Below are 25213 nucleotides of genomic sequence, written 5' to 3'. Positions count from 1 at the left end.
TTTTGCCTGTCACAGATAATTAAACCAACGAAGTGAATTAAAGCCAGTTATCGCACTATTGTAGTTTATACACACTGTTCTAAGTTTAAACATTAGGCGTTAAGATACGCTATTAGCAAATCATACAAACTAGAGCAATAGTCTGGTAATATCTTGGGCGCTATATTTTAGCGTGGCTGGACAAAATTTGATAGTATCGAATAGAAGATAATTTTAAGGTTACTTTTATAATGCCATAATAAGCCATCCTATACTTAGTTGACCCTCTATAGCAAATATACATTATAGCGATTAAATTACTTTGATTCGCTATTGACGCTATTGTTCAAAGCTAGAGCTAATAGTTATGGAAGGTTAAGCTTGTAATTGCTCTGATCTCTAAACTCACATTGTTTATTCTTATTAAGCTCAACCCTACTAAGCCAAAACCTACTATGCTAAAACCTATTTTAAATAACACAGACAAGTCAATGATTTCAATGTTGTCAGCGGCTTTAATACTAGTTGCTGGGTGTACCTCAGCGCCTACAAAAAATAATCATGAGGTAAATCGCACCCCAACTAATACGAAGTATCCAAATACGCAAAGCTCAAATCATAGTTCCAAAAGCAACAATACTAATGATGCGATTGATGCATTGATAACTGATAAAGAAGAGCGCTATGTTGGATATGGATTAATAATTGAAGAAAGAACCCGTCGAGGTCAGCAAAGCAATACACCATATCCCTCAGAAGGCGGAATCATATTTGATAACTTAAGTTTTGATCAATGGTTGAGTGTTTCCTCATACCGTGCCAATCAAGTGGCTCAATACCAAAGCTATCTGGCCAGTTATGTCGGAATGTACGCTGTACCACCTATGAAGCAATTACTGACAACAGCGCGAAGTTGGGAGCGCTGCGGGTATGAACCTTATCAGCTACCGCCGCGTGAGCTTTGGTCTAATATGATCAATACGCTGACATTGTATGATACGCTTAAAGCAAAAGGCGTATTGCCGCAGACGACTCAAATACGCTCCGTATATCGTTCACCATCACTTAATTCATGCGCCGGCGGGGCCCGAGCTAGTAAACACATGACAAATGGGGCTATAGATATATGGGTGCCTGAGTATGATGGGCAGCCATGGTATATTAATCCAATGCAAGATAAATTATGTCAGTTTTGGAATATGGAAGGACAATCTTTTGATTTTGGACTCGGCTTATATGCGACAGGCTCGGTACATATAGACACTCAGGGATATCGCTTGTGGGGCGCTTCTAATGCTTCGTATGATTCATATTGTCGGTATTTATAAATTACAATTTTGTAATCTTTAACGGTATAATACGCGCTGTATATTTTATCAAAGTCTTAACTTGGCTTAGTATAGTACATCATGACTGTCTTTAAGCATAAATTGATAAACATCGATTAATACATGCCGATTAAAATCACCGATTGAAGCAAACCGCACTAGCAAACCGTACTAGCAAACTAAGAGGTTCGAATTGAAGCTAAATTCACCATCCTATTATGGCCGAATAACCATATGCGCAGCAGCTGTTTTACTCGCCTCATGTGATGAACACAAGAGTTTCTTTGAAAGCGTTACTACCTCCAATCAGGGTGAGTGGAAGGATATTTCCAATAGCCAAGCATCCGAATTGTCCGATTTGGTTACGACCTTGGATGTCAATCAAAGAATGGCTTCCATTGGTCGAATCAAACCTATTGAAAATACGCAGAATCTACAAACTATCAACATCGATAGGTTTCAATCTTATCAAGATGACATCGCCTGCGATCAACTTATGATAGAAAACAATACAAATGATTCGATTGAACGTATCACTCAAAACCCTGTTGATAATATCTGTGATTATTATTTATATGCTGATAAAGGTGAGAATGTTCGTATTGAATTATTCACTGATGATATTAAGGCGACACTGCTAAAACCTTCATTCCATGACTTCGAAAATGGGTCTTATAGAATCAAACATTCAGACAAACATGTGATACGCTTTGAATTTGATACTAATAAGTACCGTTCTCAGCCTATGGACGATGATATGATCATCACTATTGAAGACACGTTAATTTAAATGTGTTCATAAAAAATTGTAACCATCAGCATAACGTCGTTATCTTAATTTTGTTGTTATATAAATAAAAATCAAGACGCCTAATTAAATTGGCGTCTTTTTTATGCAATCAAAAATTTTGAGTAAATCATCTACAATACTCTAATCAATTACTCTTCTTTTAAGTCGTGCAATGGTGAACTTTTAGCTATCTCAGGGTTGCCAACAGTCACAATGATAAATTTCTCTGGCGTTAAAGTTTCTTTAAGCACTTGGTTCACCTCATTAATATTGGCACTTTCAATACGGTCTATATAATTGGTTACATAGGTATCAGGTAAGTTATTAAAGTTAAGTAGCCCTAGCATTTGATTGATGCCTTTATTGCTTGAAAAGCTCATAGGATAACTATTTATTAAGCTCTCCTTGGTAATAGTAAATTCTTCTGGGCTGACACCATTTTCAAGCGTGTTATTAATCGTTTGTAAGGTTGCATAAATAGCATCATCAGCTTTTTCATTACGCGTTGAAAAACGAATAGCATAGGGGCCATTGGTTTGCATGGCAGTCATACCACCACTGATGCCATACGTATAACCGAGCTCTTTGCGTACCTTACCCATAAGTCTGGAATTAAACCCACCACCCGCTAGTATTTCATTGCCGATACTAAAATTGGTGTTGCGTTTTATATTCGCTTCACTATTTTTTAATTTATAGCCTAATTGGCCAATTAAAACTGAGGTTTGATCGCTATCATAGTCCACATGTATCCATTTACTGTCAGCGATGGGCGTAGGGGTTGGGAGCTTGTCAGCGGATTCTCCTATTGGTAAATCTTTAGTGATTGTCTCGGCGATGGCTTTAGCTTGAGCGGTTGTTAAATCCCCTGTTAGACTCAATGTGGCGTTATTAGCAACTATATATTTTTGATGGAACTTTTGTAGATCATTAATACTTAGCGTTGGTATGGAGTCAACCGTGCCATATGAGGAATGCGCATAGGGATGGGAGCCATACAAAGCATTACTAAAAGTGTTACTGGCAACAAAAGATGGATTTTGCTGCATTTGTTTTAAAGCCAGAACTTGCTGGGCTTTTGTGCGCTCTAGTACCGAGTCATCAAATCTTGGTTCATTCAATACTCGGCTTAGTAAATTTATTGCAGGTTCTAGATGGCTGTCATCCGATAAGCTACGTAAGCTTATAACAAATTGATCTTTATATGCTGAGCTTTGAAGCTCAATGCCCAACTGTTCTATTAATTCAGCAAACTCTGTTTCATTCAACTGTGATGTGCCTTTTAATAATAGATTGGCAGTCATGTTAGCAAGTCCATAACTGCCCTCACGTATACTTTCATCGCGAGCACTGCCTGCATTAAATCGTAAATCAACATCAACAATAGGCAGTTGATTGGTTTTGAAGAAAATCACAGGTACGCCATTTTGAGTCGTAAAATGCTGAAACTCAGGTATTTCCATGACGAGCTTTTCGGTGTTTTTTAAGCTCTCAAGGGTATTTAAGGCAGCTATGGGTTCAGCGATGTCTACATTAGTATTACTATGTTCGCCTGTGATTATAGGGCCTGCATCTGCATAGGCTTGACCTATACTTAATAGGGAGCTTAAAACAATGATGGTGTACGTTAATAACGATCTTGAGCGTCGTAAATCAAAATGGTGGGCTGAGGTAAGTTTTTTCATTCTAATTTTAATCCAAGGTTGTTATAAGTAAAAAGAGTTCAAATAATGAATTAGTTGTAAGAACCTATATTCACAAACTACAATTGACTATTTATGCCTATAATGCGCCAATACTTCGTTAAAATTTGGATTAAATAGAATGACTATTCAACTAAACTTTGTCTTGTAGTGACGCATTCTATGCTAAAAATATCCTAAAGTTAGCTTAAGAATACAGGTTCTAAATTTAACGGTTTTCTGAAGGCTCTACATGCATCACAGTTAAGTTTTCAGCAACTAAGTATTTTTTTGCAGTCGCATTAATGTGGTCACTATCGACTGCTTTCAATTTGTCTTCTAATATGTTTATTATGCGGTCATCTAAGCCACGAGACTGCATGCTACCTATGGTGGATGCCTGTCCAGAAACGCTATCTTGACTAAAGATTAAACCTTTCACCAAATTGTTACGGGCACGCTCAAGCTCAGTATCGCTAATGGTTTCGGTTTTAAGATTAGAGACTTCTTTCAAGATAATGTCTTGAGCTTGTTGCAGGCTGATGCCTTGACGCGGCGTCGCTTGAATCAAGAACAAGCTGTCGCCTCGTTCGAATAGGTCGTAATGTGACCCTATTGACGCCAATGCACCTTGGCTACGGACTAAGTTTTTCTCGAAGCGCGCCGCATAACCGCCATCCATAATATATTGCAGCATGAGTAAATCATAAGCGTCTTCTTCGGGGACATCAGTTGCAAGCGCAATGGGTAGCGTAGGGACGTTAAATCCCATTATTAAGGTAGGAATATTGACAGACTCTACGATGGTTTGTTGTTGATAGCCTCGCCAACCTGGCTGTTTAAGTAAAGATCGGTTAGGTATTGGTTTGGATTTAAGATGACCAAAGTATTTTTGAACTTTCTTAATGGCATCTGATGGTGTGACGTCACCGACTATCACTAATGTGGCATTGTTGGGTGCGTACCATGTTTCATACCATTCTTTTAAATCACTAATTTCAGTATTGGCTATATCTTGCATAGGACCAATGACCGACTCGCCCTTAGGACTGTCTGGCAAGGCTAATTTGCGAAACTTCTCAAAGGCTCTGGCTAAGGGGTTATCATCAGTGCGTTGACGCCTCTCTTCCATAACCACATTGCGCTCTTGAGCAAACTCTTGAACAAACTCATCACTATCAAAGCGTAAATTGGTCATGCGATCCGCTTCTAGCTCTAAGGCCAACTCAAGGCGATTAACGGGGAACATTTCGTAATATCCGGTGTAGTCATAGCTGGTAAAAGCATTGTGATTGCCACCGTACTTAGCTATTAGTCGGTCAAAATCAGCACCAGAGACCTTTTCAGTGCCTTTAAACATCATGTGTTCTAATAAGTGTGAGATACCGCCTTTATTTTCCGGTTCATCAGTAGCGCCCACACCGTACCAAATCTGGGTCATGGCCACTGGCGCTCTATGGTCTTCTTTAATAATGACTTTTAAACCATTATCTAAAAGATATTCATGGCGATTCGCGTCTGCTGGATATTGAGTTTCATTGGAGCTTACTAAGTTATGTACATTAGAAGTGTGAGATGAGGAAGGGAAGCTGTTACAAGCACTTAAGACTGTAATAGTTAAGCTTGCAGCTATTAAGTTCTTAACAGTCGTTATAGGGGCTTTGTTTAATATTGAAGTCTTAATTTTTTTTGTATTCATACCTTCCTCAGTGAAAAAATTATTTTAATATACAAGTAATAGGGTGGTACGCGATCAGTCAGCGGCTTTAAAATCTCGCATTTAATATCATAAATATAAATTGTTTGTAACCTGCAATTGTAATTTTAACAATTATTGAAGTTCAAACTACAGTACATAATGTTAATTCTATTCATGGTGCTTATTATTTCAAGGTATACAGAATAAAGGCAACTTAAAATACAAATAGATAACTTTAATTAGGGCATACCGATAGATTCTTTAGAACGGAGTGAAAATTTTGGGTAAAAAATTCGCTAATTCGCTTACCAATTGGATTTATAACTAACTTATACTAACAAGTTAAACCTTATTTATAGCGTGGTTTAAATAAAGTGTTAAAACTATTGAAAGATAAAAAATTGACTCCAGATAAACGGCTTATTTTGTTATAATCATCTGTTACTCTAAATTAAATGGCTTTTGCATAATTAAGCTATATATCAGTCATTATATTAGCACTTAAAATTTAGTACTCTTAAATAATTACTTCTCAATTAGTAATTTCAATCAATACTTTTTCTACCCAGTAATTGCTATAAACAGCAGACGAGGCGTCTTTATGTCATCTACTACTACATCAAATACCGCTGGTATTACTTATCCTAAATCGTATGATGTTGTCGTCATCGGTGGCGGGCATGCCGGAACCGAAGCCGCCTTAGCCGCTGCACGTATGGGTGCCCAGACGTTACTATTAACCCATAATATTGAGACTTTGGGTCAGATGAGTTGTAACCCTGCTATAGGGGGCATCGGCAAGTCGCATTTAGTTCGCGAAATTGATGCGCTTGGCGGGGCAATGGCACTGGCGACTGATAAAGCGGGTATCCAGTTTCGAGTGTTAAACAGTCGTAAAGGGGCTGCGGTACGTGCTACCCGTGCTCAAGCAGACCGTATCTTATATAAAGCTGCCATTCGCCATACTTTAGAAAACCAGTCTAATTTGGACTTATTCCAACAAGGGGCTGATGATATCTTGGTAAATAATGGGAAAGCATATGCTGTGGTAACTTCTACCGGTATTGTTTTTAACACCAAGACCGTAGTATTGACCTCAGGCACCTTCTTAGGCGGTGTTATTCATATCGGTATGGATAATGCGAAAGGAGGTCGTGCAGGGGATCAGCCTTCAATCAAACTTGCTGAACGCTTGCGTGAACTAAAACTGCCTGTAGGACGATTAAAGACGGGGACACCGGCGCGTATTGATGCGCGATCTGTTGATTTTAGTGTGATGAAAGTTCAGCCTGGTGACACACCCATGCCTGTCATGAGCTTTATGGGTAATATTGATATGCATCCAGAGCAGGTGAATTGTTATATCACGCATACCAATGCCAAAACTCACGATATTATTCGTAAGCATTTAGACCGATCTCCCTTGTTCTCAGGAACCATTGAAGGGGTGGGGCCTCGTTATTGTCCGTCCATTGAAGATAAAATTCATCGCTTCGCTGATAAAGACAGCCATCAAATATTTGTTGAGCCTGAAGGGTTAACCACCAATGAGTTGTATCCTAATGGTATTTCGACTAGCCTGCCATTCGATGTACAGATTGAGTTTATCCGTACCATGGCTGGGTTTGAAAATGCACATGTTACCCGTCCAGGTTACGCTATCGAGTATGATTATTTTAACCCGCAAAGCTTGAAGCCTACCTTAGAAACTAAGTCTATTGATAGCTTATATTTTGCAGGCCAGATCAATGGCACTACCGGTTATGAAGAAGCTGGGGTCCAAGGACTGCTGGCAGGTGTAAATGCCGCCTTATCGACTCAAGAGAATCCCGTGATGGACAGCTGGACGCCACGTCGTGATCAAGCCTATTTAGGCGTATTGGTAGATGATTTAATCACTCATGGTACCAAAGAGCCTTATCGAATGTTTACTAGTCGTGCAGAATATAGACTCCTGCTACGCGAAGACAATGCCGATCAACGTCTAACCGAAATTGGACGTAAATTAGGTCTGGTAGGTGATACTCGCTGGGCGGCTTATGAACAAAAAATGGAGTCTATCGCTACTGAATCAGCACGACTTAAAGATATGTGGGCGACACCAAATAATGAGCTTGGTAAAAAGTTTGCTGAACAAACCGGAGAACAGCTGTCTAAAGAAGCCACTGCTTATGACTTAATGAAACGTCCTAAAGTCGGCTTTAATGATATTGCAGCAGTTACTGGCGCAGATGTCGCCCCCGATGTGGGTGAGCAAATTGAAATCTCGGTAAAATATGCAGGCTATATCGATCGCCAGCAAGAAGACATTGATCAAATGAAGCGTTTGGAAAATACTGAATTACCTGATGATTTTAATTTTGATAATGTCTCCGGCTTATCTAATGAAATTGTGCAGAAGCTGCAAGAAGTGCGCCCAGCAACATTGGGTCAGGCTAGCCGAATAAGCGGTGTGACACCTGCTGCTATACAGCTTTTGGGCATGACTTTGAAAAAACAACGTAAAGGGAAGTCAGCCATAAACACTTAATCTAATAGGGTTAAAACTGACGATAATATAGCTGATAAGTTTTAGAATATTTAAAAGGAGTACTATTATGCCATACGATAAGCTTTCTGATTTGCCTGATGAAGTTAAAGACAACTTGCCTAAACATGGGCAAGAGATTTTCCAAGCGGCGTTTAATAGTGCATCAGAACAATATGATGACGAATCTCGTTGGTTTGCTACAGCTTGGTCTGCGGTTAAAGAAGTTTATGAAAAAAACGACAAAGGTAACTGGGTTAAAAAGCCAGATCATAAATAGTAAAACAATCTGTTAAGAATGGTTTGATTATATTATGCTTGACGCCATTGTTTTTGCTCTAAGTATAGTTTTACCCAACCTTGCTTTGATGGGGTTGGGTTTTTTCATGCGCCGTAAAGGGCAACTAACCAAACCCTTTATAGATGAAGCCTCGAAACTGGTTTTTAATTATGGTCTGCCAGCGCTATTGTTCTTTAGCATAGTGCATAGTGAGGTTGAGCTGGCACAACAAATAAATCTATTATCAGCGGGATTGGTGGCTACCTTAACTTTATTTGTAGGTGCTGAGGTTTATGCCAAACGATTTATTGAACGTGCTGAGGACAAAGGCGTTTTTGTTCAAGGGGTATTCCGCAGTAATATGGCGATTATCGGCTTAGCTACTGTGGCTAATGCTTATGGTAAGGATGGGGTTAGTATTGGTGCCGTCTATATGGGTATCATGACTTTGGTGTTTAACATATTAGCTGTGATTACTCTTAGCCGAACTAGTATTGATAGTGGTGATAATAAAATCAACGCTCGCCGTGAAAACTATGTGATTATGCTAAGTAAACGGATGCTGACTAATCCGTTGATTATTTCTTTAATCACGGCTTTTACTTACAAAGCGTTGTCATCTTTACTGGCTTTTTCTGCTATACCTGACATGATTACCAAAACTGGAGAGCTTCTAGCTGCGATATCTTTACCGTTGGCACTCATATGTGCTGGTGCCACTATTGATGTTAAATCCATGCTTAACTTTTCAGGATTATCCATGCAGGCCAGTATCGGGCGTATTGTTATAGCGCCTTTATTAGCGATAGCTGTGGGTTTCGGCTTTGGATTAACAGGAGTACATATGGGGGTACTGTTTTTGATGGTAGCCTCTCCGACAGCCGCCGCCAGTTACGTCATGGCTAAAGCAATGGGCGGTAATGAAGTGCTTGCGGCAAACATTTTAGCGTTCACCACCGTAGTATCCTTGTTTGGTATGGCGATAGGTGCTGCGGTATTGAGAACTTTAGGATGGATGTAAAATTAAAATCGAAAGTCGAATCTGTGATTTTTTATATATAAATGTTAATTAGATACAGTGGTCGCTTAAGTGATAACTTAGTAACTATTTATAAAAATAGTTGCTATATAAATAGTATTCAAATTTTAATGGTGTTATTAATATGATGTTCAGAACGAAAAGCCCACAAATATGTTTGGCTATTATCAGTATTTTATTAGCATGTTCAGCCCAAGCTATGCCTACCCATGAAGTGATCTTTGAAACCGGTAGTGATTGTGTTAAGTATGAAGGCGACTTAACCCAAGGTAGCTTGTTTCAACTAGAGCTTGAAGACAATCAACAATTGATAGTAACTACAGATGGCCATGTACAGTCGATAATAGACAGTAGCGGGCAGGCATTAAAGGATAAAGGTGGGATAAACTATAGTTATGACTCTACAAGCAACGGTACCCATACTTTAAAAATGGTGGGTAGGAGTAATAGCGAAGTTGAGTTTTGCGTTCTGTAATTTATTAGCTCGTCCAATAGTCAATTCAATAGCTATTAATTTAAATTACCATTAAAAAAAGCCGATACATGTTTATCGGCTTAATATAATTATTTGTTTATAGTTTATTCATAAGTTCTGATGGCTTAAGGTTTTAGGTCAAAAACACCTAGCTCAGGTATTAACTCTAACGAGTTTAAGCGAGCTTGCTGATCATAGATATTTGCTGTCACCATTAATTCATCAGGTTGATATTGCTCAATAAAACTCTCAACTTGAGGTCGAACAGTGCTGACACTACCAATGAAAGAGACCGATAAAGCGTCATCGACCATCGCCTTTTCAGGGGCACTCCATATATTGTCCATAGACTCTACAGGTGCAGGGACTTGACTTCGACCACCACGGCGCAGACGCACAAAGCTTTGCTGAGCAGAGGTAAAGTGATACTCAGCAGTTTTATCATCTTCTGCCAATAGCATATTGGCCGCAAGCATCACATAAGGTTTGTCTAAATATTGAGAAGGCTCAAAGCTGTCGCGATAAGTCGAAATGGCTTGAGTCATCATCCGTGGTGCAAAATGAGAAGCAAATGAATAGGGCAAACCAAGTTTTGCAGCCAAGGTTGCGCCAAATAATGAGGAACCTAAAATCCAAATTGGCACATTACTGTTTGCACCTGGGAACGCTTGTACTGGACTATTATCAGAGTCTTTACCTAAGAAAAATAGCAACTCTTGAACATCTTGCGGGAAGCGTTCAGCATCTTGCATTTGGCGGCGCAGTGCTCTAAAGGTAGCACCATCTGTTCCAGGTGCTCGCCCTAAACCTAAGTCAATTCGATTACCGTATAAAGCTTGCAGTGTACCAAATTGTTCGGCGACAACTAACGGAGCATGATTAGGTAACATTACGCCGCCAGAGCCAATACGAATTTTATTGGTTTTAGCACCTATGTGTGATAATAGTACGGAGGTAGCAGCGCTGGCAATACCTGGCATATTATGGTGTTCTGCCATCCAAAAACGGTTCATGCCTATAGCTTCTGCTTTTTGAGCCATATCAACGGTATAACTGACCCCTTGTCCGGTAGTATCACCTTCAGGAACTGGGGCTAAATCTAAAAAAGAAATAGGAATTGTAGTCATAGTTATTCACTCATCGTTATCATATGTATTTAAGTTATACCTAATGATATGACTGTTGAGCCCCTGATTTTCAAGTATATTATGACGCTATTCATAAATCGTAATAATGAGTATGAACCAATAGAAATATTGATGAATTTAAAAAAAACTCTTGATAGATTCAAGAGTTTAAATAAATTTGATTAGAGTTAAGTAGGTAACTAATCTTTAATTAATAAGTCTAAAACTTTAATTTTATTTAAATTAAATGTTATTTACTGTCAAACTGCTGTTGGCACAATTTTATAAAGGCTTTACCAAAATGTCTTATTTCGGCATCGTCTCTTACTGCTATCCAACTGGTAAAGCGACCAAAATGATTAACAGGAATAGCGGTAAGATTCTGATAATGACCTGGTTCAAAGGCCATCTCTGCAATAATACCTACTCCCAGACCTGCGCCCACATACGTACTAATTACGTCTGCATCTAAAGCTGCTAAAACGATTTCAGGATCTAGTCCAGCCTCATGAAAAGTTTGATCTATCACACCGCGACCGGTGAAACCGCCGTGATAGGTTACTATAGGGTAGCTGGCAAGTGTAGGTAAGTCTATGTCTTCATCATTGGCTAATTCATGGTCTTTTGGCACAATCACACGGTGCGACCAGTCATAATAACGATAGCATCTGAGATAAGAATTTTGTAATAAAGACTCCGTTGCAATACCAATATCAGCTTGGCCTCGGATAACCATATTGGCTATGGTTTCTGGATCAGCTTGCTGTAGTACCAGTTGTACTTTGGGGTATTGCTCTTTAAATTTTTTAATAATCTCAGGCAAAACATAGCGTGCTTGGGTGTGAGTGGTGGCTAGAGTCAAAGTGCCCGTTTGTGGATTATTATAATCCAAACTGATATTTTCGATGGTTCGAATCTCAGTAAATATAGACTCAATATGTGGCAATAAAGCTTCACCTACAGGGGTTAGCCCAGTTAATCGTTTACCTTGACGCACAAATACCTCAGCTTTAAGCTGATTTTCTAAAGCAGAGATGTGTTTTGATAAGCTTGATTGGCTTGTGTGCAGTACCTGAGCTGCTTGGCTTAAATTGTAGCCATTAATAACGGTATGCCATACCGTTTCTAATTGCTTCAGCTGAATTTGTAAATGTCTTTGGTTAACGACGACATCAATTGCCATAAAAATATCCTGTTGCAAGCTATAAGTGAAAAGCACATGATTTAAAGTAGGGTTAATTTTAAGGAATTATAAACACATATTCCAATCATTATACCGTTATTTTAGGTTGATATTGCTATTCGTAGCTTTATATATGCCAGATGCGATACTGCTAGTCAATTTTGACATTCTCAAGTAATATAACTGTTTTATATTTTTTATAATGATAGGTCTGCTATGTCTGTATCGACCCCTTCTAATAATACTCATTCTCATACTGATCTCACTGCGCCTCCCAAAAAGTCATGGATAGCGTCCTTAAAGGCATTCAAAGACATACGCGTATTAATTATGTTCTTTTTAGGCTTTGCAGCTGGTCTTCCTATTATGCTGATATTTTCAAGCTTAGGGCTTTGGCTCAATGAGGCAGGGGTTGATTTAAGTATTATTACTATGTTTAGCTGGGCAGGACTGGGTTATGCGTTTAAGTTTATTTGGTCACCATTAATCGATGCGATACCCTTACCGATATTAACGAAGTGGCTTGGTCGACGACGGGCGTGGATGGTGGTGTCACAGCTGTTGATCGTATTGGCTATATATCTTATGGCCAGTATTAACCCTGTTGAGCAAAGTGTACTGAGTATCATGGCCGCGGCAGCAGTATTGTTAGGCTTCTCTGCGGCTACTCAAGATATTGTTATTGATGCTTACCGTATTGAACTTGCGCCTCCAGAGATGCAGCCGGTGTTATCCTCTATCTATGTGACGGGTTATCGAATCGGTATGATTGTAGCAGGGGCAGGGTCGTTATATCTGGCGGTATTTTTTGGTTCAACCGAGACCCAGTATAGCTATGAGGCGTGGAGGAATACCTATTATGTGATGGCGGTGATTATGACACTGCCCCTGCTGACGACGTTTGCAGGGTATGAGCCGACCGCACAGATTTTACAAGTTAATAAACAAAAGCGTAATTTAAAATTATTCTTAATATATTCAGTCTTGTTGTTGGTACCTGGTACGCTGTTTGGTCTGCCTTATTTAGTAGAAACGTTATACAACAGATTGTTTGATAGCAGTGTCGTCATTATTCCTCTATCCATTTATCCTATTCTAAAAAACTACTTTGCGGTGATCATCGGTTTTGCCCCGCTTCTAATGCTGTTTTTTATAGCAAATCAATCAAAAATTATTAATAAAGCGCCTACTGTAACTGAGTCACGCAATGACTACGTTAGATTGGTGTTAGTGTTTATATTGTCCGTTATTGTGTTTATATACGGCTATCGGTTATTTGGTCAGATACAGCCAGCGTTTGAAGATGCATTAGCGAAGTTCTTAATGGCTGCTCTACGCTTATTGACCAGTTTGGCGCTAGCACTAGTCACAGGCTTCTTGTTGGTCAAAATCGGCTTAGTTAAAAAAGAAGTGGCGATGGCAACGTGGATCAATCCGATTATTGACTTCTTTCGCCGCTATGGCAAAAAAGCGCTTTTATTGTTGGCCTTAATTGGCTTGTATCGTATTTCAGATATTGTCGCAGGCGTTATCTCTAATGTCTTCTATCAAGAAATGGGTTTTACCAAGACGCAAATTGCTGATGCGGTCAAACTTGTCGGCGTGATAATGGCCATAGTAGGTGGCTTCTTAGGAGGTATACTTGCCCAACGACTCCGTGTGATGCAAGTAATGATGATCGGTGCCATTATGGCCTCAGCTACTAATTTGTTATTCATTCTGCTTACCTACCATCAAGGTAGTGTCGAGTATATGTATTTTGCGGTTATTTTAGATAATCTAGCATCGGGATTTGCCAGTATGGTGTTTATTGCGTTTTTGTCTGCCCTAACCTCTATTAAATTCACGGCGGTTCAATACGCTATTTTCTCATCGTTAATGACGCTTATTCCAAAGGTGATAGGGGGTTACTCAGGGGCAATTGTTAAGGTAACAAGCTGGCCGTTCTTCTTTACATTTACCTTTTTAATTGGCATACCTATACTGCTTCTGATTTACCTCGTTGATAAATATATTGTCATTGGTGGTAATGACGATATATATGGTGATAAGGAGTTAGTTAGTGATAAGGTATTATCCGGTCAGTCTGACAATAAAGCCTCTTTATAGATGAAGGATGTTCAAGCTGTGTCCGACAATCTGTCCAATAATGTGTCCGATAATCTGTCAGAAAAGGCCATCACTATTCATCAGATTAAACGAACTCACTATGCTGGTCTGCCTACGCATTGGGTAAACGATTGGTTGCTTTATGTGCTCAATAAGCCTGCCTCCTATTTGATTACCGATAAGGGTTATGTGCTAACTGCTGAGGAGCAAGCACAGTTTGCCGCAGGCATTGCTAAGATGCAGGCTGGCACGCCATTGGCTTATTTAACGGGGAAGCAGTCGTTTTGGTCACTAGAGTTTGAAGTCAATGAACATACGCTGATACCGCGTCCCGATACCGAAGTGTTGGTGGAGCAGGTGATAGATTGGATAGCCAAAAACTACTATGCAAATAATACTAAAAATAGCCTAAGCAAAGCTGATATAAAAACAGACTCTATATTAAATCCTAATTTCAAACTATTAGACTTAGGCACAGGTTCAGGCTGTATTGCGATTAGTTTCGCACATGAGCTGGATAATCTATACCCGAAACAGTGGCAAGTCACAGCTATTGATTACTCAGAACAAGCACTGGCAGTTGCTAAACGTAACGCTCAGCTTAATCAAGTAACTAATATTAAATTTGCCCAAAGTGACTGGTTTTCAGCAATTGAGCCAAATTTTAAGTTTGAGGTTATCGTCTCCAATCCACCTTATATTGATAGTGATGACACCCATTTAAGTCTACTGCAAGCGGAACCTGTTACCGCTTTGGTGGCTGATGATAATGGACTGGCAGATATCAAACTGATATGCGGTCAATCTAAATTGTATCTCGTTAGCGGTGGGTTATTGGCAATCGAACATGGCTATGATCAAGGTAATAAGGTCCGTGAAATTTTTAATAAAAATGGATATGCTTACGTCAAGACCATAAAAGATTATGGGGGTAATGAGAGAGTGACGATGGGGGTACTTTAGCAGAAATCATAATAGAACCCATGTTAAGACTTATGCTAATCAATCTAAAATATATAAATAGTTAAGATATTTTACTCAATAAAAAAGCGCCATTATATTTGGATAATGGCGCTTTTTAACATTGACAGTATTTTATTACTTAAAGCTTATGACGAATCTCAAAACTATGATGGATTGGTTTTTTTGGATTAAAATCAAACCCAATTGTTTGAGAGGTAATCTCAATGACATCATAGCGCTCAAATAATTCTTCATCCATTTCAAATTTGCTAAAGTTATTTGAGAAGTAAATCACGCCTCCATTGGCTAAGCGATTCATAGCACGGTTGATAAGTGCCGTATGGTCACGTTGCACATCAAAGGTACCCTGAAACTTCTTCGAGTTTGAGAAGGTCGGTGGATCAATGAATATCACATCAAACTGGTCGGTATTGTCCTTAATCCAATCAAATATATCCGAGGCAATAAATTGATATTTCGAAGTATTAACGTCCAGACCATTTAAGGCGAAGTTCTGCTTACCCCAGTCAAGATAGTTTTGAGATAAATCGATACTCGTAACCGATTTAGCACCAGCTAAAGCGGCATGCACACTGGCAGTACAGGTATAGGCAAATAGGTTTAGTACATCGGAGCCACGACTGGCTGAGCGAATCATACTGCGCATATTTCGGTGGTCAATAAACAGACCAGTATCCAAATAGTCGGTAAAGTTGACGTAAAAATAAGCGCCATCCTCGAACACCACATGCATTTTACGTTTCTTTTTTGCTTCTTCACGCGCCGCTTGTCGTTTTGCTTCTTCACGTGCTTGCTGAAATTTATTGCCTTTATAGCGGTTACGATTGTCTTTCTTCGGCTCAAGGGTATCGTTTTTCGCTTTCTTATTATTATAAGGGCTTCCCTCAGGGTTACCATACTGTGTATTACCCACTTGACGGGCACGAGTCTTGATAAACACTTGCTCACGGTTAATACCAAACACTTCACGGATACCCATTAATGCTAGGTTAAAGCGTTTACGGGCTGTCTCTGGCGGAATGGTCTTGGGTGGCGCCCATTCTTGGACGTGCACATAGTCACCATAGACATCAATAGCAACTTTATAATCAGGCAAATCGGCATCATAAACCCTTAGGTTAGTCACGTCTTCTTTAGCCGCCAGTTTTTTGAGATGATTGACATTTTTTTGGAGGCGATTAACAAAATCTTGAGCTTCATCTACTTTAATTTCAGTTTTTTCAAAGCGAGTGATAAGGTTGTGGTCCTCTGACGGGATGAGCTGACCATAACGGAAATAAACGGTTATGGCGCCGTTGTGACAGCGTAAAGTTTGTGGTTCCTCAATAGGCAACACATCAGCTTGCTCGACATGGGCGGCCAACAAACCGAGCAGGGGCTGATATTTTTGCTTGTTGAAGATATCCTGTAAGGTTAATCCTAGGCCTTGATATAAGGGCTTAATAAAGTCTACATCGCCCAGACGCTCACCGTATGGGGGGTTGGTAATAATTAACGGACGTTTCAATTTACGCTCTTGTAGCGGTTTAGCGAGTGCAATTTTAAGTTGCGACAGCGATCGTGTTTCAAGCGTAATGTGTTCAATTATATCTTGAAGCCCAGCTGCGATTAAGTTTTTATGGGTGGCTTTAATTGCGCCTGCATCGGCATCAAAACCTAGGATGGTAGGCAGTTTCCCACTTGCTGCTTTTTCTAAGCCATTATGAAAACGCTGCTGGGCATCAATAACGCACTGCTCCCATAGCCCAGAATCATGCTCATGCCAGTGATAAAAGCCAAACTGTGACTCAGATTTATCAATACCTACCGCATAATCACAATACATCAGTAGCGCTTCAATAATGAAGGTGCCTGAGCCGCACATGGGGTCAATCAGTGCACTATAACTGTTTTTAGTTTTGTGCCAACCTACGGTGTACAACAGACCAGCGGCCAAATTTTCTTTTAACGGGGCATCGGTCATGGCAACACGATAACCACGGCGATGCAGACTGGTCCCTGATAGGTCCAAAAAGATTTCCGCTTGCTTGTCATTGACGGTGGCATAAATAGGGAAGTCAGGCTGGTTACTATCGACATCAGGACGGGCATCAAGTTTTTCACTAAAGGTATCCGCGATAGCGTCTTTGATACGCAGCATGGCAAATTGCTGGCTAACTTGGACGCGCTTGTCAACATTCATGCGGATGGCGAAGGTATTGTCTAGACCAAACCACTGAGTCCAATCTACCGTTTTTGCCAAGCCATTTAATTGTTCTGCAACGTCATATTCAGCATTAATATTGCGTTTTTTTATGGGCAGCAAGACACGAGATGCCACACGTGACCACAAGCATATTTTGTATATTTGCTCCAAGCTTGGGCTTACCGCAATTCGGCCGGTGCTTTTAAACTCACTGGTAATATCAAAGCTGTCTAACTCTGTTTGCAAAGCAGCTTCTAAGCCATCTGCACAGGTAATAATGATGTCGTAGCAGGTATGGTTTGATACAGAAGGATTTTCGAGGGTAGGGGTGGGCATATTTGGCCTTTACGTTGTAAGTAGCTCTATAAATTCGTTTAACATTAAAATCGAAATTGAATACCAATACTATTAGATATAACTATTAAAAAAGCCGCCTATATATTAGTGCAAGCTTTAATAGTATAGTCATTAAAAAATAGACGTAAAAAATGATTTTTAAAGTTTAATAAATGAGCGATAGCGATTTAGAAGTAGAATAGTCTTTAAGAGGATAATAGGTGTGATTTTATCATATTTAGTAGTGTCTCTACACGTCTTAAGAGTCTTTGTCTTGACTTAAATGTGTGGTGACCTCGAATGGTTTGGTTTCGATGGGATAGGAAACATCCTTAGGCATGAGTATACGCATATGAGGGTATGGAATACTTATATTTGCTTGTTGCAAACTGGTTTTGATACATTCATGCAAAGATTCTTTTAATTTAGGAATCCGTGCTACTGTCGCAGGCGTCACCCAAAAACGAACAATAAATACAGTGCCAAAATCACTAATATGGTCAACAGTCGCTGAAGGTTCTGGTCGTTTTAGTATGTCTTCATTATCTTCCATAACGTTTAATATAACGTCACGCGCTTTTTGAATGTCGGCTTCAAGGGCTATTCGAGCTCTAATATCAAAACGGATAAAGTTTTTAGAAGTGATGTTGACTACTTGAGAGGAGGCAACCGTATCATTTGGGACGATAACCGTGATGTTATCACGAGTTAAAATGCGTGTCGTTCTGAGCGAAATGAGAATAACACGGCCTTCGATGTCACCTATACTTACCCAGTCACCTACTTGAAAAGACTGTTCAAGCAAAATAGTAATGCCCGCTATAAAGTTTGCTAAAGTGGACTGAGCTGCAAAACCAACTGCTAAACCCACAATACCAAGACCGGCTACAATAGAGACAATATCGAATCCAAATTGAGCCATGACGCTGGCCAAACCCAGAACGATAATAAGTACGAAAAAAATGTTTTTTAATAACTGCTCAATCGAGGCATTAAGTCCGTAATGATTTAATACTCTATTTATAACATGATCGGATGAAGTCCATAGTATGTAATAAATACCCGCCCAGATACTGGCTTTAGCCGTTGCAGTTATTGTTTCATGCTCAATAGCTGTTTGACTCATGATAGCTATCACACAACTGACGACCCAAATATAGCGTAAAGCCGAGCGCGCTATATTCAAGCGTTTTTCCGAAAGTTTAAAACGCTCACGGCTGTGTTTAAGTACGTATATTAATAGCCAATATATGCCGCCTAATAGTGCAAGTAAAATGAATACTTTAATAAGGGTACTAATTAACTCAACACCATGTCCAGCCCAGTCGCGCGACTCTCCTTCTAAGTCGCCTCCGATAGCTATATAAAAGCTTGAATATAAATCTTGCAATATATCTTGAAAAAATGCGCCGATCTTTGAGCCAACATTTTCAGCCATTGGAGGTTCCGTCGAAAAAGATAAAAGTGCTAAATTGTATGTTTAAGTAACTCTAATATACAATATATTTAGATAGAGTTGAAATTTAGATAAAGCTTGGGACACTTTATGGGGAAAGTGTACTCACTTATATAAAAAAACACTCCAAATAATGATAATTCGGAGTGTTTTTTATTTATATTAAGTTAAAACTATTAAACTAAAGATTTGTGCAATTTTAAGACTCGTAATTGCGAATTTTACCGATAGTATCACGAAGCGCGGTTCTTAATCCTTCGAGTATTGTAGGATGATAAAAAGGACTGGCAAGCAAACCATCGATAGTCACCTCATTTGTTACCGCCGTGGCTAATATGTGAGCCATATATTCAGCATCAGGTCCAACCATAGAAGCACCTAATACTAGACTGGTTTCAGGGCATGCATAGATGCGTAGTAATCCACAGTTCACACCCATAATACGGCTGCGACCTTGATTATCGAAGCTGACTTCCCCAATCACATAAGGTAAGTTTTCATCTTTAATATCTTTAATCGACTTACCGATATTCATAATTTGCGGAGAACTAAAAGTGACCGTCATTGCAGTCGCTGCAGTTTTAGATTTCTCTGGGGTAATGTCTGTTAAAAAGTCACTGTCTTCTTCGCAATCAGGATTTTTAGCGATTGCTTCACTAACGCTTATCCTATCTGCTTTACCGCTGATTTTAAGAGCAATCTCTTTACCCGCTAAGTAACCTTCATTACTTGATACATGCAAGATTGGCATGTATGCATTGGCATCCCCAACGATATAGATATTAGAGTCTTTTATGTGTCCCGTTGTCTTATCTAAATTCTGAGGTTTGTTTTTATCATCAAGCTTTACGCCGACATGTTCAAGCCCAAGCGTATGCAGTGAGTTGCGTCTACCCGTTGCAACCAACACCTTCTCTCCCTGCCAGGTTTTGGCGTTACCGTCTGAATCCGTATAGTTAATAGTCGCTATGGCTGGTGTTGAGGAGTTTTCATCTGAAGGCTTATCGCATGAAACACTGTCAATACTTGAGCCAAGGTACATATCAAGGTCTTTTGAATAGCAATCAATGGCTTTTTGATTGACTGACTCATCACTTAGGCCGCCCACTCGTACTGATTTATTAAACATCACCACATCCACACCTAAGCGATTCATGGCTTGAGCCAGCTCAAGACCAATAGCGCCTGCACCAATGACCGCCATTGATTTTGGTAAGTCAGGTAATTCAAAAATTGTATCTGAGGTGATAAGCGTCTCGCCAAGAGACTCTTTCCAGCCATCTGGCACAAACGGATTTGAACCGGTAGCAATAACAATATGATCTGCTTTAATTAATTGTACCTCACCCGTGGCAGTATGGGCTTCAATCAAACCAGCGTCTTTAAAAACAGCACGGCCATAAATTTTGTTGTTCTCATCCCATTTTTCCACATTATCTAGCGCAAACCCGGCAAAACGGTCCCGTTCTGATTGAACGCGGTGCATGACTTGTTTACCATTAATGCGCGCTTCTGCTTCCACCCCAAACTCACTCGAATGATTGGCATGATGAGCTCGTTCTGCTGCAGCGATAAGCAGTTTACTAGGCATACAGCCCATGGTTGTACAGGTAGTCGACCAAATCCCTTCATTGATAATAACTGCATTATCGGTGGCTTTACTTATTTGTCGATAAGCATTGTGTCCCGCTGTTCCTGCGCCAATGACAGCAGCATCTACATGACGTATATTTTTTGAGTCTTCAATAGTTTGTGACATTCTTATAATTTTCCTAATCTATTTAAAATGTATAACGTTTATTTAGGGTCTGTTGAACATTCAAATATTAGGACTGCTGATAGCTACCAATTAATCAAAGCTGTGTTCCAAACTAGGCATAAACCGACGATAATGCCCGAAGCGTATTGGAGCTTAGCTAGGTTTATAACAACGTTTGGGTCAATTTTAGCATCAGCCCTACGGGGCGGGTCTATTTTTTGTCAATATATTGTGAAATTTTCTAACTTAGAATAACTAAGTGTCTAAAATTTCCCTGCATATTGCCTTAAAAATAACCGCCGCCAGTTCCATATTTGAATGTTCAACAGACCCTAGTTTAAGATTTACAGTCTAAGATAACGTTTCAATTAATCTATCGGCATACTCTTTAGCGCGAAGATTACGCTGTGCATGGGTTAGCTTACCTTCCTTATTAAATACAAAGGTGGAGCGCACTAATCCTAAAGTTTTTTTACCATACATATTTTTTTCTTTAATAACATCAAAGTGCTTGCAAAGCTTTTCATCAGAATCACTTAAAAGAGGTATTAGTAATTCTTTTTTCTCAATAAACTTTTTGTGCGATTCAATACTGTCTTTAGATACCCCAATAATGTCATACCCAAGTTTATCAAAGTCTTGAAGCTTATCGGTAAAATCTACTGCTTGCGTAGTACATCCAGGGGTATTGTCTCTGGGGTAAAAATAGAGGATGAGACCAATTTTTATTGTTTTTAATTAAATCTTTTAAATTGATTTCACTTTCAATCATCTCGTCATTTATTCTTTGAACCATGGGCATACTAAAGTCTGGTAAAGTAATGTTTTCGTTAGTAGGTTTTGCCATAATTATTTCCCTTGTGATAATAGCAGTAGTCTCTAAAAAATAGTGATAAAGCAACTAGTTATTAAGCAACTAGTTAGTAAGCAAGTAGTCATTATGCACGTAGCCTTTATATAAAATAGTCAAAGGCTTAAAGACAACTAAAACGAATTTATAGATTAAAATAAGGTTTGTAATACAATTTTAATCATTTGATTTTAAATTTTATGAGCCAAAAACGAATTTAGTTAACTGCAAGCATGCAAATAATCCTATAAAAAAAGACTGGCGGTTGCCAGTCTCCTTTCGTAATACTTAAGTGAATTCAAGTATCAATAATAGTGATAACACCAAATATGTGATAGTAAAATGTATAGGATAGTCAACTGTCAATCTACATAGCAATACAAGAGTCAAAACCTTATGTCCAAGAGCATGTTTAACTAAATATGCATTTGATCAATTGCTAATATCATAAAACTACTTAAGCTGCCGTTAAATGAACACCAATTAATTCTTATTGCGGTTTTTGAGGTGGGTTTAATGTCAGCCCCGTCGTACATTGTTGAAGCTCTTGTTGCATGGTAGCGGCATAAGGGAGGGTAGCAGGATTTTCGCCACTCTGCGCATAGCTTTCAATTTCCCATATTTGTCCAAGTGTCATATTTGCTCTTACATTAACCTGACATTCACACAACTTCATCGCAGTAGAACGATCTGCAATCTTGTATTCTTGCACGCCACTTACGCACTTATCTATTTGATCTTGTTTAATATCTAGCGCATGAGCAGGCGCTCCTATCACAGAACCTAAAACAATAAGAGAAGCTAACTTTTTATTAAACAATGTCATAATTTATATCCTGTATGTTTCGTTTACTACTAGCTGCATAAGAGAAAAGTAAATATGTGAGACTAAAATAGAGTAACAACCTTAACAATTCAATCTATTAAATCATAACTATATTTGCTATAAGGTTGCAAAGTTATGTTTCTTATTAGTTACAACGTACATAGAGTGCCGTTTGAATAACGCTACGATTATAAACGTTACTATTTTAACGTTACTAGTTTAAATGCTATTAATTTAAATGATACTAATTGAATCGGTACTAACTTAAACGCTACTAATTTAAAACAGCCTGTATATATAGCAGCCTTCTTATACAGCGGCATAGCGAGTGGGGTCCGGTAGTCCTGCATCAGCAAACCCTCTTTTTCTAAGCGTGCAACTGTCACAAACGCCGCAAGCCCTACCTTGTGCATCAGCTTTATAGCATGAAATAGTTTGTTCATAATCGACGCCTAATGAATGTCCCAGTTCAATCGTTTCCGCTTTAGACAGTTTCTGTAGAGGTGTTTGAATATGCAGTTTATGACCTGTGACACCTGCTTTAGTGGCTAGATTTGCCATGGTCTCAAAGGCATTAATATATTCTGGTCGACAGTCAGGGTAACCTGAGTAGTCAACTGAACTTACGCCAATGACGATGTGATTGCCGTTGGTAACTTCCGCCACAGCCAAGGCATATGACAAAAATATCGTATTACGCGCCGGCACATAAGTGTTAGGAATGGCTTGATTATCAATCGTATCATTATGGGTTGGAAATTTGTCAGCATCACCATCGGGTACGCTTAACTCATAATCAGTAAGCGATGAGCCACCTAGCTGAGCGATATCGATATCAATTATTTTATGATCAACTTTTGCTTGTTTGGCTATGTCTTTAGCGGCAACGAGCTCACTATTATGACGTTGACCATAATTAAAGCTCACCGCAGTCACTTTAGCATATCTATCTTTCGCCCAATACAGGCAAGTCACAGAGTCTAACCCCCCAGAGAGTAGTACCACTGCATTTTGTGAAGCATCTAATAGTGATGGGTCGCTAGGATTGTTAATGTGAGATGCAGAAGTATCGAGATTCGTCATATTTAGGGTCCTGAACATCATACAATGTTATAAAGTTAAAGTTGCAAAAAAGAGTAGAGGGTTACGCTGATTTACTACTCGCTAAATCGTAGAACGCTTTATTAAGATTTCATAGTTATAGGATTTTACAGCCGTAGAATTATACGGACATTGCTATACAAAAGCGTTATATTATTGACTTAGTCAAACCGATAAATGTCCATGCCTAAACTATGGTGTGCCATACTTTCATGGATGACAGACATTCGCTGACCACACCCTAAGGCAAAAAACAAAGGTAACAAATGCTCAGAGCTTGGATTGATGGCAGTTATGTTATCAAAATTTTGCCATTCTAAGGCTTTAGGTATGTCAGTTTTGAGTTGAGATAAAAGCCACGTCCTAAAATTTTTAGCGGCTAAGTCTTCGCTAGACGCATCCCATTTTAGTCGTTTTAAATTGTGAGTGATACTACCAGAACCTATAATCATTATTTGCTGATGCCTTAATAATGAGAATAGACTTCCTAATTGATAGCAAGCATAAGCGTCATAATGCTGCGGCAATGAGACTTGCACGATTGGAATGTCCGCTAAAGGATAAAGATGCATGAGCGGTGCCCAAACACCGTGATCTAAAGGACGCAATGGATTTAAACTATTTAAAATTCCCATATCGTTTAGTTGATGAGATAAAGATTCAGCAAGTTTGGGATGACCTTTGGCTGGATATTCAAGATCATATAAAGCATTATCAAAACCTGAAAAGTCATGCCAAGTAGGGGGCATAGGGTTACTTGATATTTCTAAAGATCGGCTAACCCAGTGTGCGGACATGATAATGATAGCATTGGGTTTAGGTAAGTTATGCCCGGTTCGTGCTAAAGCGTTAGTGTTGGTATTTCTATCTAGGGCGAATGACGGCGCACCGTGAGATATAAATAAACTGGGTAACGTGCTGGCAGGACTAAGCGGCGCCAACACATCACTAGCATCAAGCGTCACAACCTTCGTTAGATTGCTTAATGCTATATAATTTTTTCTTATTGTCTTTCTCTTTTTACTAGACATAGATATTGATCTATCAAAATTATGAGATAGTACTGTATTATGAAAAGTGCTTTTAGACGACTCTGCACGAGCCAACACTCTACGATTCGTCTTTAGGTTTGAATTAGTAGTATGTGCTTTAGAATTGGTCATCTAGAAAATATGGGGTCAAGATAAAGCATTTTAAATAGGGTATTTTCTTAAAGGTTGTCAAAGTCTTTTTATGTTGGTCAGTTACAGTTTGAGATATATTAGATTTAATATTTAAATTAATTAATTAATGGCTGTTTTGAGTAGGGTTTATTAAATGATGAGTCTACTGAGTATTTATGTGAAAGTTATTTTGTAGAGGTATTTTTGGTTTAATCAATATTTGAGTAACTTAATCCTTACATGCTTTATTGCCAAGACTATAAAGCGCCCGTAGAAGAAGTTGATAAAGAAACTGTATTAGTAGTTAGAATCAGTAGTTAGAAATAGTGTTTACT

At 39.0% G+C, this 25213-nt stretch carries 18 protein-coding genes and 1 pseudogene; 8 read left to right on the top strand and 11 right to left on the bottom strand.

Annotated elements, in window-relative coordinates:
* Nucleotides 1–434 precede the first annotated feature (434 nt).
* Together AC2SLP_RS08170 and AC2SLP_RS08165 are read left to right on the top strand one after the other, a co-directional pair.
* Nucleotides 435–1307 (top strand): D-Ala-D-Ala carboxypeptidase family metallohydrolase, encoded by an 873-nt coding sequence (locus AC2SLP_RS08170; protein WP_486536180.1) that lies wholly within the window; start codon nt 435–437, stop codon nt 1305–1307.
* A 193-nt stretch (nt 1308–1500) separates the two neighbouring features.
* The gene (locus AC2SLP_RS08165; protein WP_486536179.1) at nt 1501–2097 is read left to right on the top strand and encodes a hypothetical protein; all 597 of its coding nucleotides are present in this window, start codon (nt 1501–1503) and stop codon (nt 2095–2097) included.
* A 149-nt stretch (nt 2098–2246) separates the two neighbouring features.
* Here the strand turns inward: AC2SLP_RS08165 and AC2SLP_RS08160 are convergent, their stop codons facing one another.
* Together AC2SLP_RS08160 and AC2SLP_RS08155 are read right to left on the bottom strand one after the other, a co-directional pair.
* Entirely contained in the window at nt 2247–3782 is a 1536-nt protein-coding gene (locus AC2SLP_RS08160) for a M16 family metallopeptidase (RefSeq protein ID WP_486536178.1), read from the bottom strand.
* Between the two features lie 226 nt (nt 3783–4008).
* Nucleotides 4009–5478 carry a M16 family metallopeptidase gene (locus tag AC2SLP_RS08155; protein ID WP_486536177.1) on the bottom strand — a complete coding sequence of 490 codons (1470 nt, stop codon included), beginning with the start codon at nt 5476–5478 and terminating at the stop codon, nt 4009–4011.
* Between the two features lie 634 nt (nt 5479–6112).
* On the opposite strand from AC2SLP_RS08155, the gene mnmG reads away from it, so the two are divergent.
* The 4 genes from mnmG to AC2SLP_RS08135 all read left to right on the top strand — a co-directional run bounded on the left by mnmG (nt 6113) and on the right by AC2SLP_RS08135 (nt 9799).
* Entirely contained in the window at nt 6113–8008 is a 1896-nt protein-coding gene (gene mnmG, locus AC2SLP_RS08150; protein WP_486536219.1) for a tRNA uridine-5-carboxymethylaminomethyl(34) synthesis enzyme MnmG, read from the top strand.
* Nucleotides 8009–8075: 67 nt separating this feature from the next.
* A complete protein-coding gene (locus tag AC2SLP_RS08145) occupies nt 8076–8285 on the top strand; it encodes a ChaB family protein (protein ID WP_486536176.1) in 210 nt (69 codons plus the stop codon).
* Between the two features lie 34 nt (nt 8286–8319).
* The gene (locus AC2SLP_RS08140) at nt 8320–9306 is read left to right on the top strand and encodes an AEC family transporter (protein ID WP_486536175.1); all 987 of its coding nucleotides are present in this window, start codon (nt 8320–8322) and stop codon (nt 9304–9306) included.
* A gap of 142 nt (nt 9307–9448) precedes the next feature.
* The gene (locus AC2SLP_RS08135) at nt 9449–9799 is read left to right on the top strand and encodes a hypothetical protein (protein ID WP_486536174.1); all 351 of its coding nucleotides are present in this window, start codon (nt 9449–9451) and stop codon (nt 9797–9799) included.
* A 125-nt stretch (nt 9800–9924) separates the two neighbouring features.
* Here AC2SLP_RS08135 and AC2SLP_RS08130 read toward each other — a convergent pair whose 3' ends face one another.
* Nucleotides 9925–10926: an LLM class flavin-dependent oxidoreductase gene (locus tag AC2SLP_RS08130; RefSeq protein WP_486536173.1), complete on the bottom strand. Its 1002-nt coding sequence runs from the start codon at nt 10924–10926 to the stop codon at nt 9925–9927.
* Nucleotides 10927–11176: 250 nt separating this feature from the next.
* Nucleotides 11177–12109: a LysR substrate-binding domain-containing protein gene (locus AC2SLP_RS08125; RefSeq protein ID WP_486536172.1), complete on the bottom strand. Its 933-nt coding sequence runs from the start codon at nt 12107–12109 to the stop codon at nt 11177–11179.
* Nucleotides 12110–12325: 216 nt separating this feature from the next.
* Between AC2SLP_RS08125 and AC2SLP_RS08120 the strand changes: the two genes are divergently transcribed.
* Together AC2SLP_RS08120 and prmC are read left to right on the top strand one after the other, a co-directional pair.
* Nucleotides 12326–14218, top strand: a complete 1893-nt coding sequence (locus AC2SLP_RS08120; protein WP_486536171.1) for an AmpG family muropeptide MFS transporter — start codon at nt 12326–12328, stop codon at nt 14216–14218.
* Between the two features lie 18 nt (nt 14219–14236).
* Nucleotides 14237–15181 carry a peptide chain release factor N(5)-glutamine methyltransferase gene (gene prmC, locus AC2SLP_RS08115; RefSeq protein ID WP_486536170.1) on the top strand — a complete coding sequence of 315 codons (945 nt, stop codon included), beginning with the start codon at nt 14237–14239 and terminating at the stop codon, nt 15179–15181.
* A gap of 139 nt (nt 15182–15320) precedes the next feature.
* On the opposite strand, the gene rlmKL is transcribed toward prmC, so the two are convergent.
* The 7 genes and pseudogenes from rlmKL to AC2SLP_RS08080 form a co-directional block, all read right to left on the bottom strand.
* Nucleotides 15321–17723 carry a bifunctional 23S rRNA (guanine(2069)-N(7))-methyltransferase RlmK/23S rRNA (guanine(2445)-N(2))-methyltransferase RlmL gene (gene rlmKL, locus AC2SLP_RS08110; RefSeq protein ID WP_486536169.1) on the bottom strand — a complete coding sequence of 801 codons (2403 nt, stop codon included), beginning with the start codon at nt 17721–17723 and terminating at the stop codon, nt 15321–15323.
* Nucleotides 17724–17982: 259 nt separating this feature from the next.
* Complete coding sequence (locus AC2SLP_RS08105; RefSeq protein WP_486536168.1) at nt 17983–19161, bottom strand: mechanosensitive ion channel family protein; 1179 nt, start codon at nt 19159–19161, stop codon at nt 17983–17985.
* 217 nt (nt 19162–19378) lie between these two features.
* Nucleotides 19379–20938: a dihydrolipoyl dehydrogenase gene (locus tag AC2SLP_RS08100; RefSeq protein ID WP_486536167.1), complete on the bottom strand. Its 1560-nt coding sequence runs from the start codon at nt 20936–20938 to the stop codon at nt 19379–19381.
* 351 nt (nt 20939–21289) lie between these two features.
* Nucleotides 21290–21785 (bottom strand): annotated as a pseudogene (locus AC2SLP_RS08095) (peroxiredoxin).
* 493 nt (nt 21786–22278) lie between these two features.
* Nucleotides 22279–22614 (bottom strand): hypothetical protein, encoded by a 336-nt coding sequence (locus AC2SLP_RS08090; RefSeq protein WP_486536166.1) that lies wholly within the window; start codon nt 22612–22614, stop codon nt 22279–22281.
* A gap of 309 nt (nt 22615–22923) precedes the next feature.
* A complete protein-coding gene (queC, locus tag AC2SLP_RS08085; RefSeq protein ID WP_486536165.1) occupies nt 22924–23697 on the bottom strand; it encodes a 7-cyano-7-deazaguanine synthase QueC in 774 nt (257 codons plus the stop codon).
* A gap of 179 nt (nt 23698–23876) precedes the next feature.
* On the bottom strand, nt 23877–24680 hold the full coding sequence (locus tag AC2SLP_RS08080; RefSeq protein WP_486536164.1) for a DODA-type extradiol aromatic ring-opening family dioxygenase: 804 nt from the start codon (nt 24678–24680) through the stop codon (nt 23877–23879).
* Nucleotides 24681–25213: the final 533 nt, after the last annotated feature.

This window comes from Psychrobacter sp. CX21, from assembly GCF_057396255.1.
Note: the sequence above shows the minus strand (reverse complement) of the source record. Positions and strands in the feature narration are given on the sequence as shown.

Bases quoted from the DNA above. Each gene is read 5' to 3' on its own strand.
- queC (WP_486536165.1), bottom strand. From the start codon at position 23,697: ATGACGAATCTCGATACTTCTGCATCTCACATTAACAATCCTAGCGAC.
- AC2SLP_RS08120 (WP_486536171.1), top strand. From the start codon at position 12,326: ATGTCTGTATCGACCCCTTCTAATAATACTCATTCTCATACTGATCTC.
- rlmKL (WP_486536169.1), bottom strand. From the start codon at position 17,723: ATGCCCACCCCTACCCTCGAAAATCCTTCTGTATCAAACCATACCTGC.
- AC2SLP_RS08100 (WP_486536167.1), bottom strand. From the start codon at position 20,938: ATGTCACAAACTATTGAAGACTCAAAAAATATACGTCATGTAGATGCT.
- AC2SLP_RS08125 (WP_486536172.1), bottom strand. From the start codon at position 12,109: ATGGCAATTGATGTCGTCGTTAACCAAAGACATTTACAAATTCAGCTG.
- AC2SLP_RS08170 (WP_486536180.1), top strand. From the start codon at position 435: ATGCTAAAACCTATTTTAAATAACACAGACAAGTCAATGATTTCAATG.
- AC2SLP_RS08140 (WP_486536175.1), top strand. From the start codon at position 8,320: ATGCTTGACGCCATTGTTTTTGCTCTAAGTATAGTTTTACCCAACCTT.
- AC2SLP_RS08155 (WP_486536177.1), bottom strand. From the start codon at position 5,478: ATGAATACAAAAAAAATTAAGACTTCAATATTAAACAAAGCCCCTATA.
- AC2SLP_RS08160 (WP_486536178.1), bottom strand. From the start codon at position 3,782: ATGAAAAAACTTACCTCAGCCCACCATTTTGATTTACGACGCTCAAGA.
- AC2SLP_RS08145 (WP_486536176.1), top strand. From the start codon at position 8,076: ATGCCATACGATAAGCTTTCTGATTTGCCTGATGAAGTTAAAGACAAC.
- AC2SLP_RS08105 (WP_486536168.1), bottom strand. From the start codon at position 19,161: ATGGCTGAAAATGTTGGCTCAAAGATCGGCGCATTTTTTCAAGATATA.
- AC2SLP_RS08130 (WP_486536173.1), bottom strand. From the start codon at position 10,926: ATGACTACAATTCCTATTTCTTTTTTAGATTTAGCCCCAGTTCCTGAA.
- AC2SLP_RS08135 (WP_486536174.1), top strand. From the start codon at position 9,449: ATGATGTTCAGAACGAAAAGCCCACAAATATGTTTGGCTATTATCAGT.
- AC2SLP_RS08090 (WP_486536166.1), bottom strand. From the start codon at position 22,614: ATGACATTGTTTAATAAAAAGTTAGCTTCTCTTATTGTTTTAGGTTCT.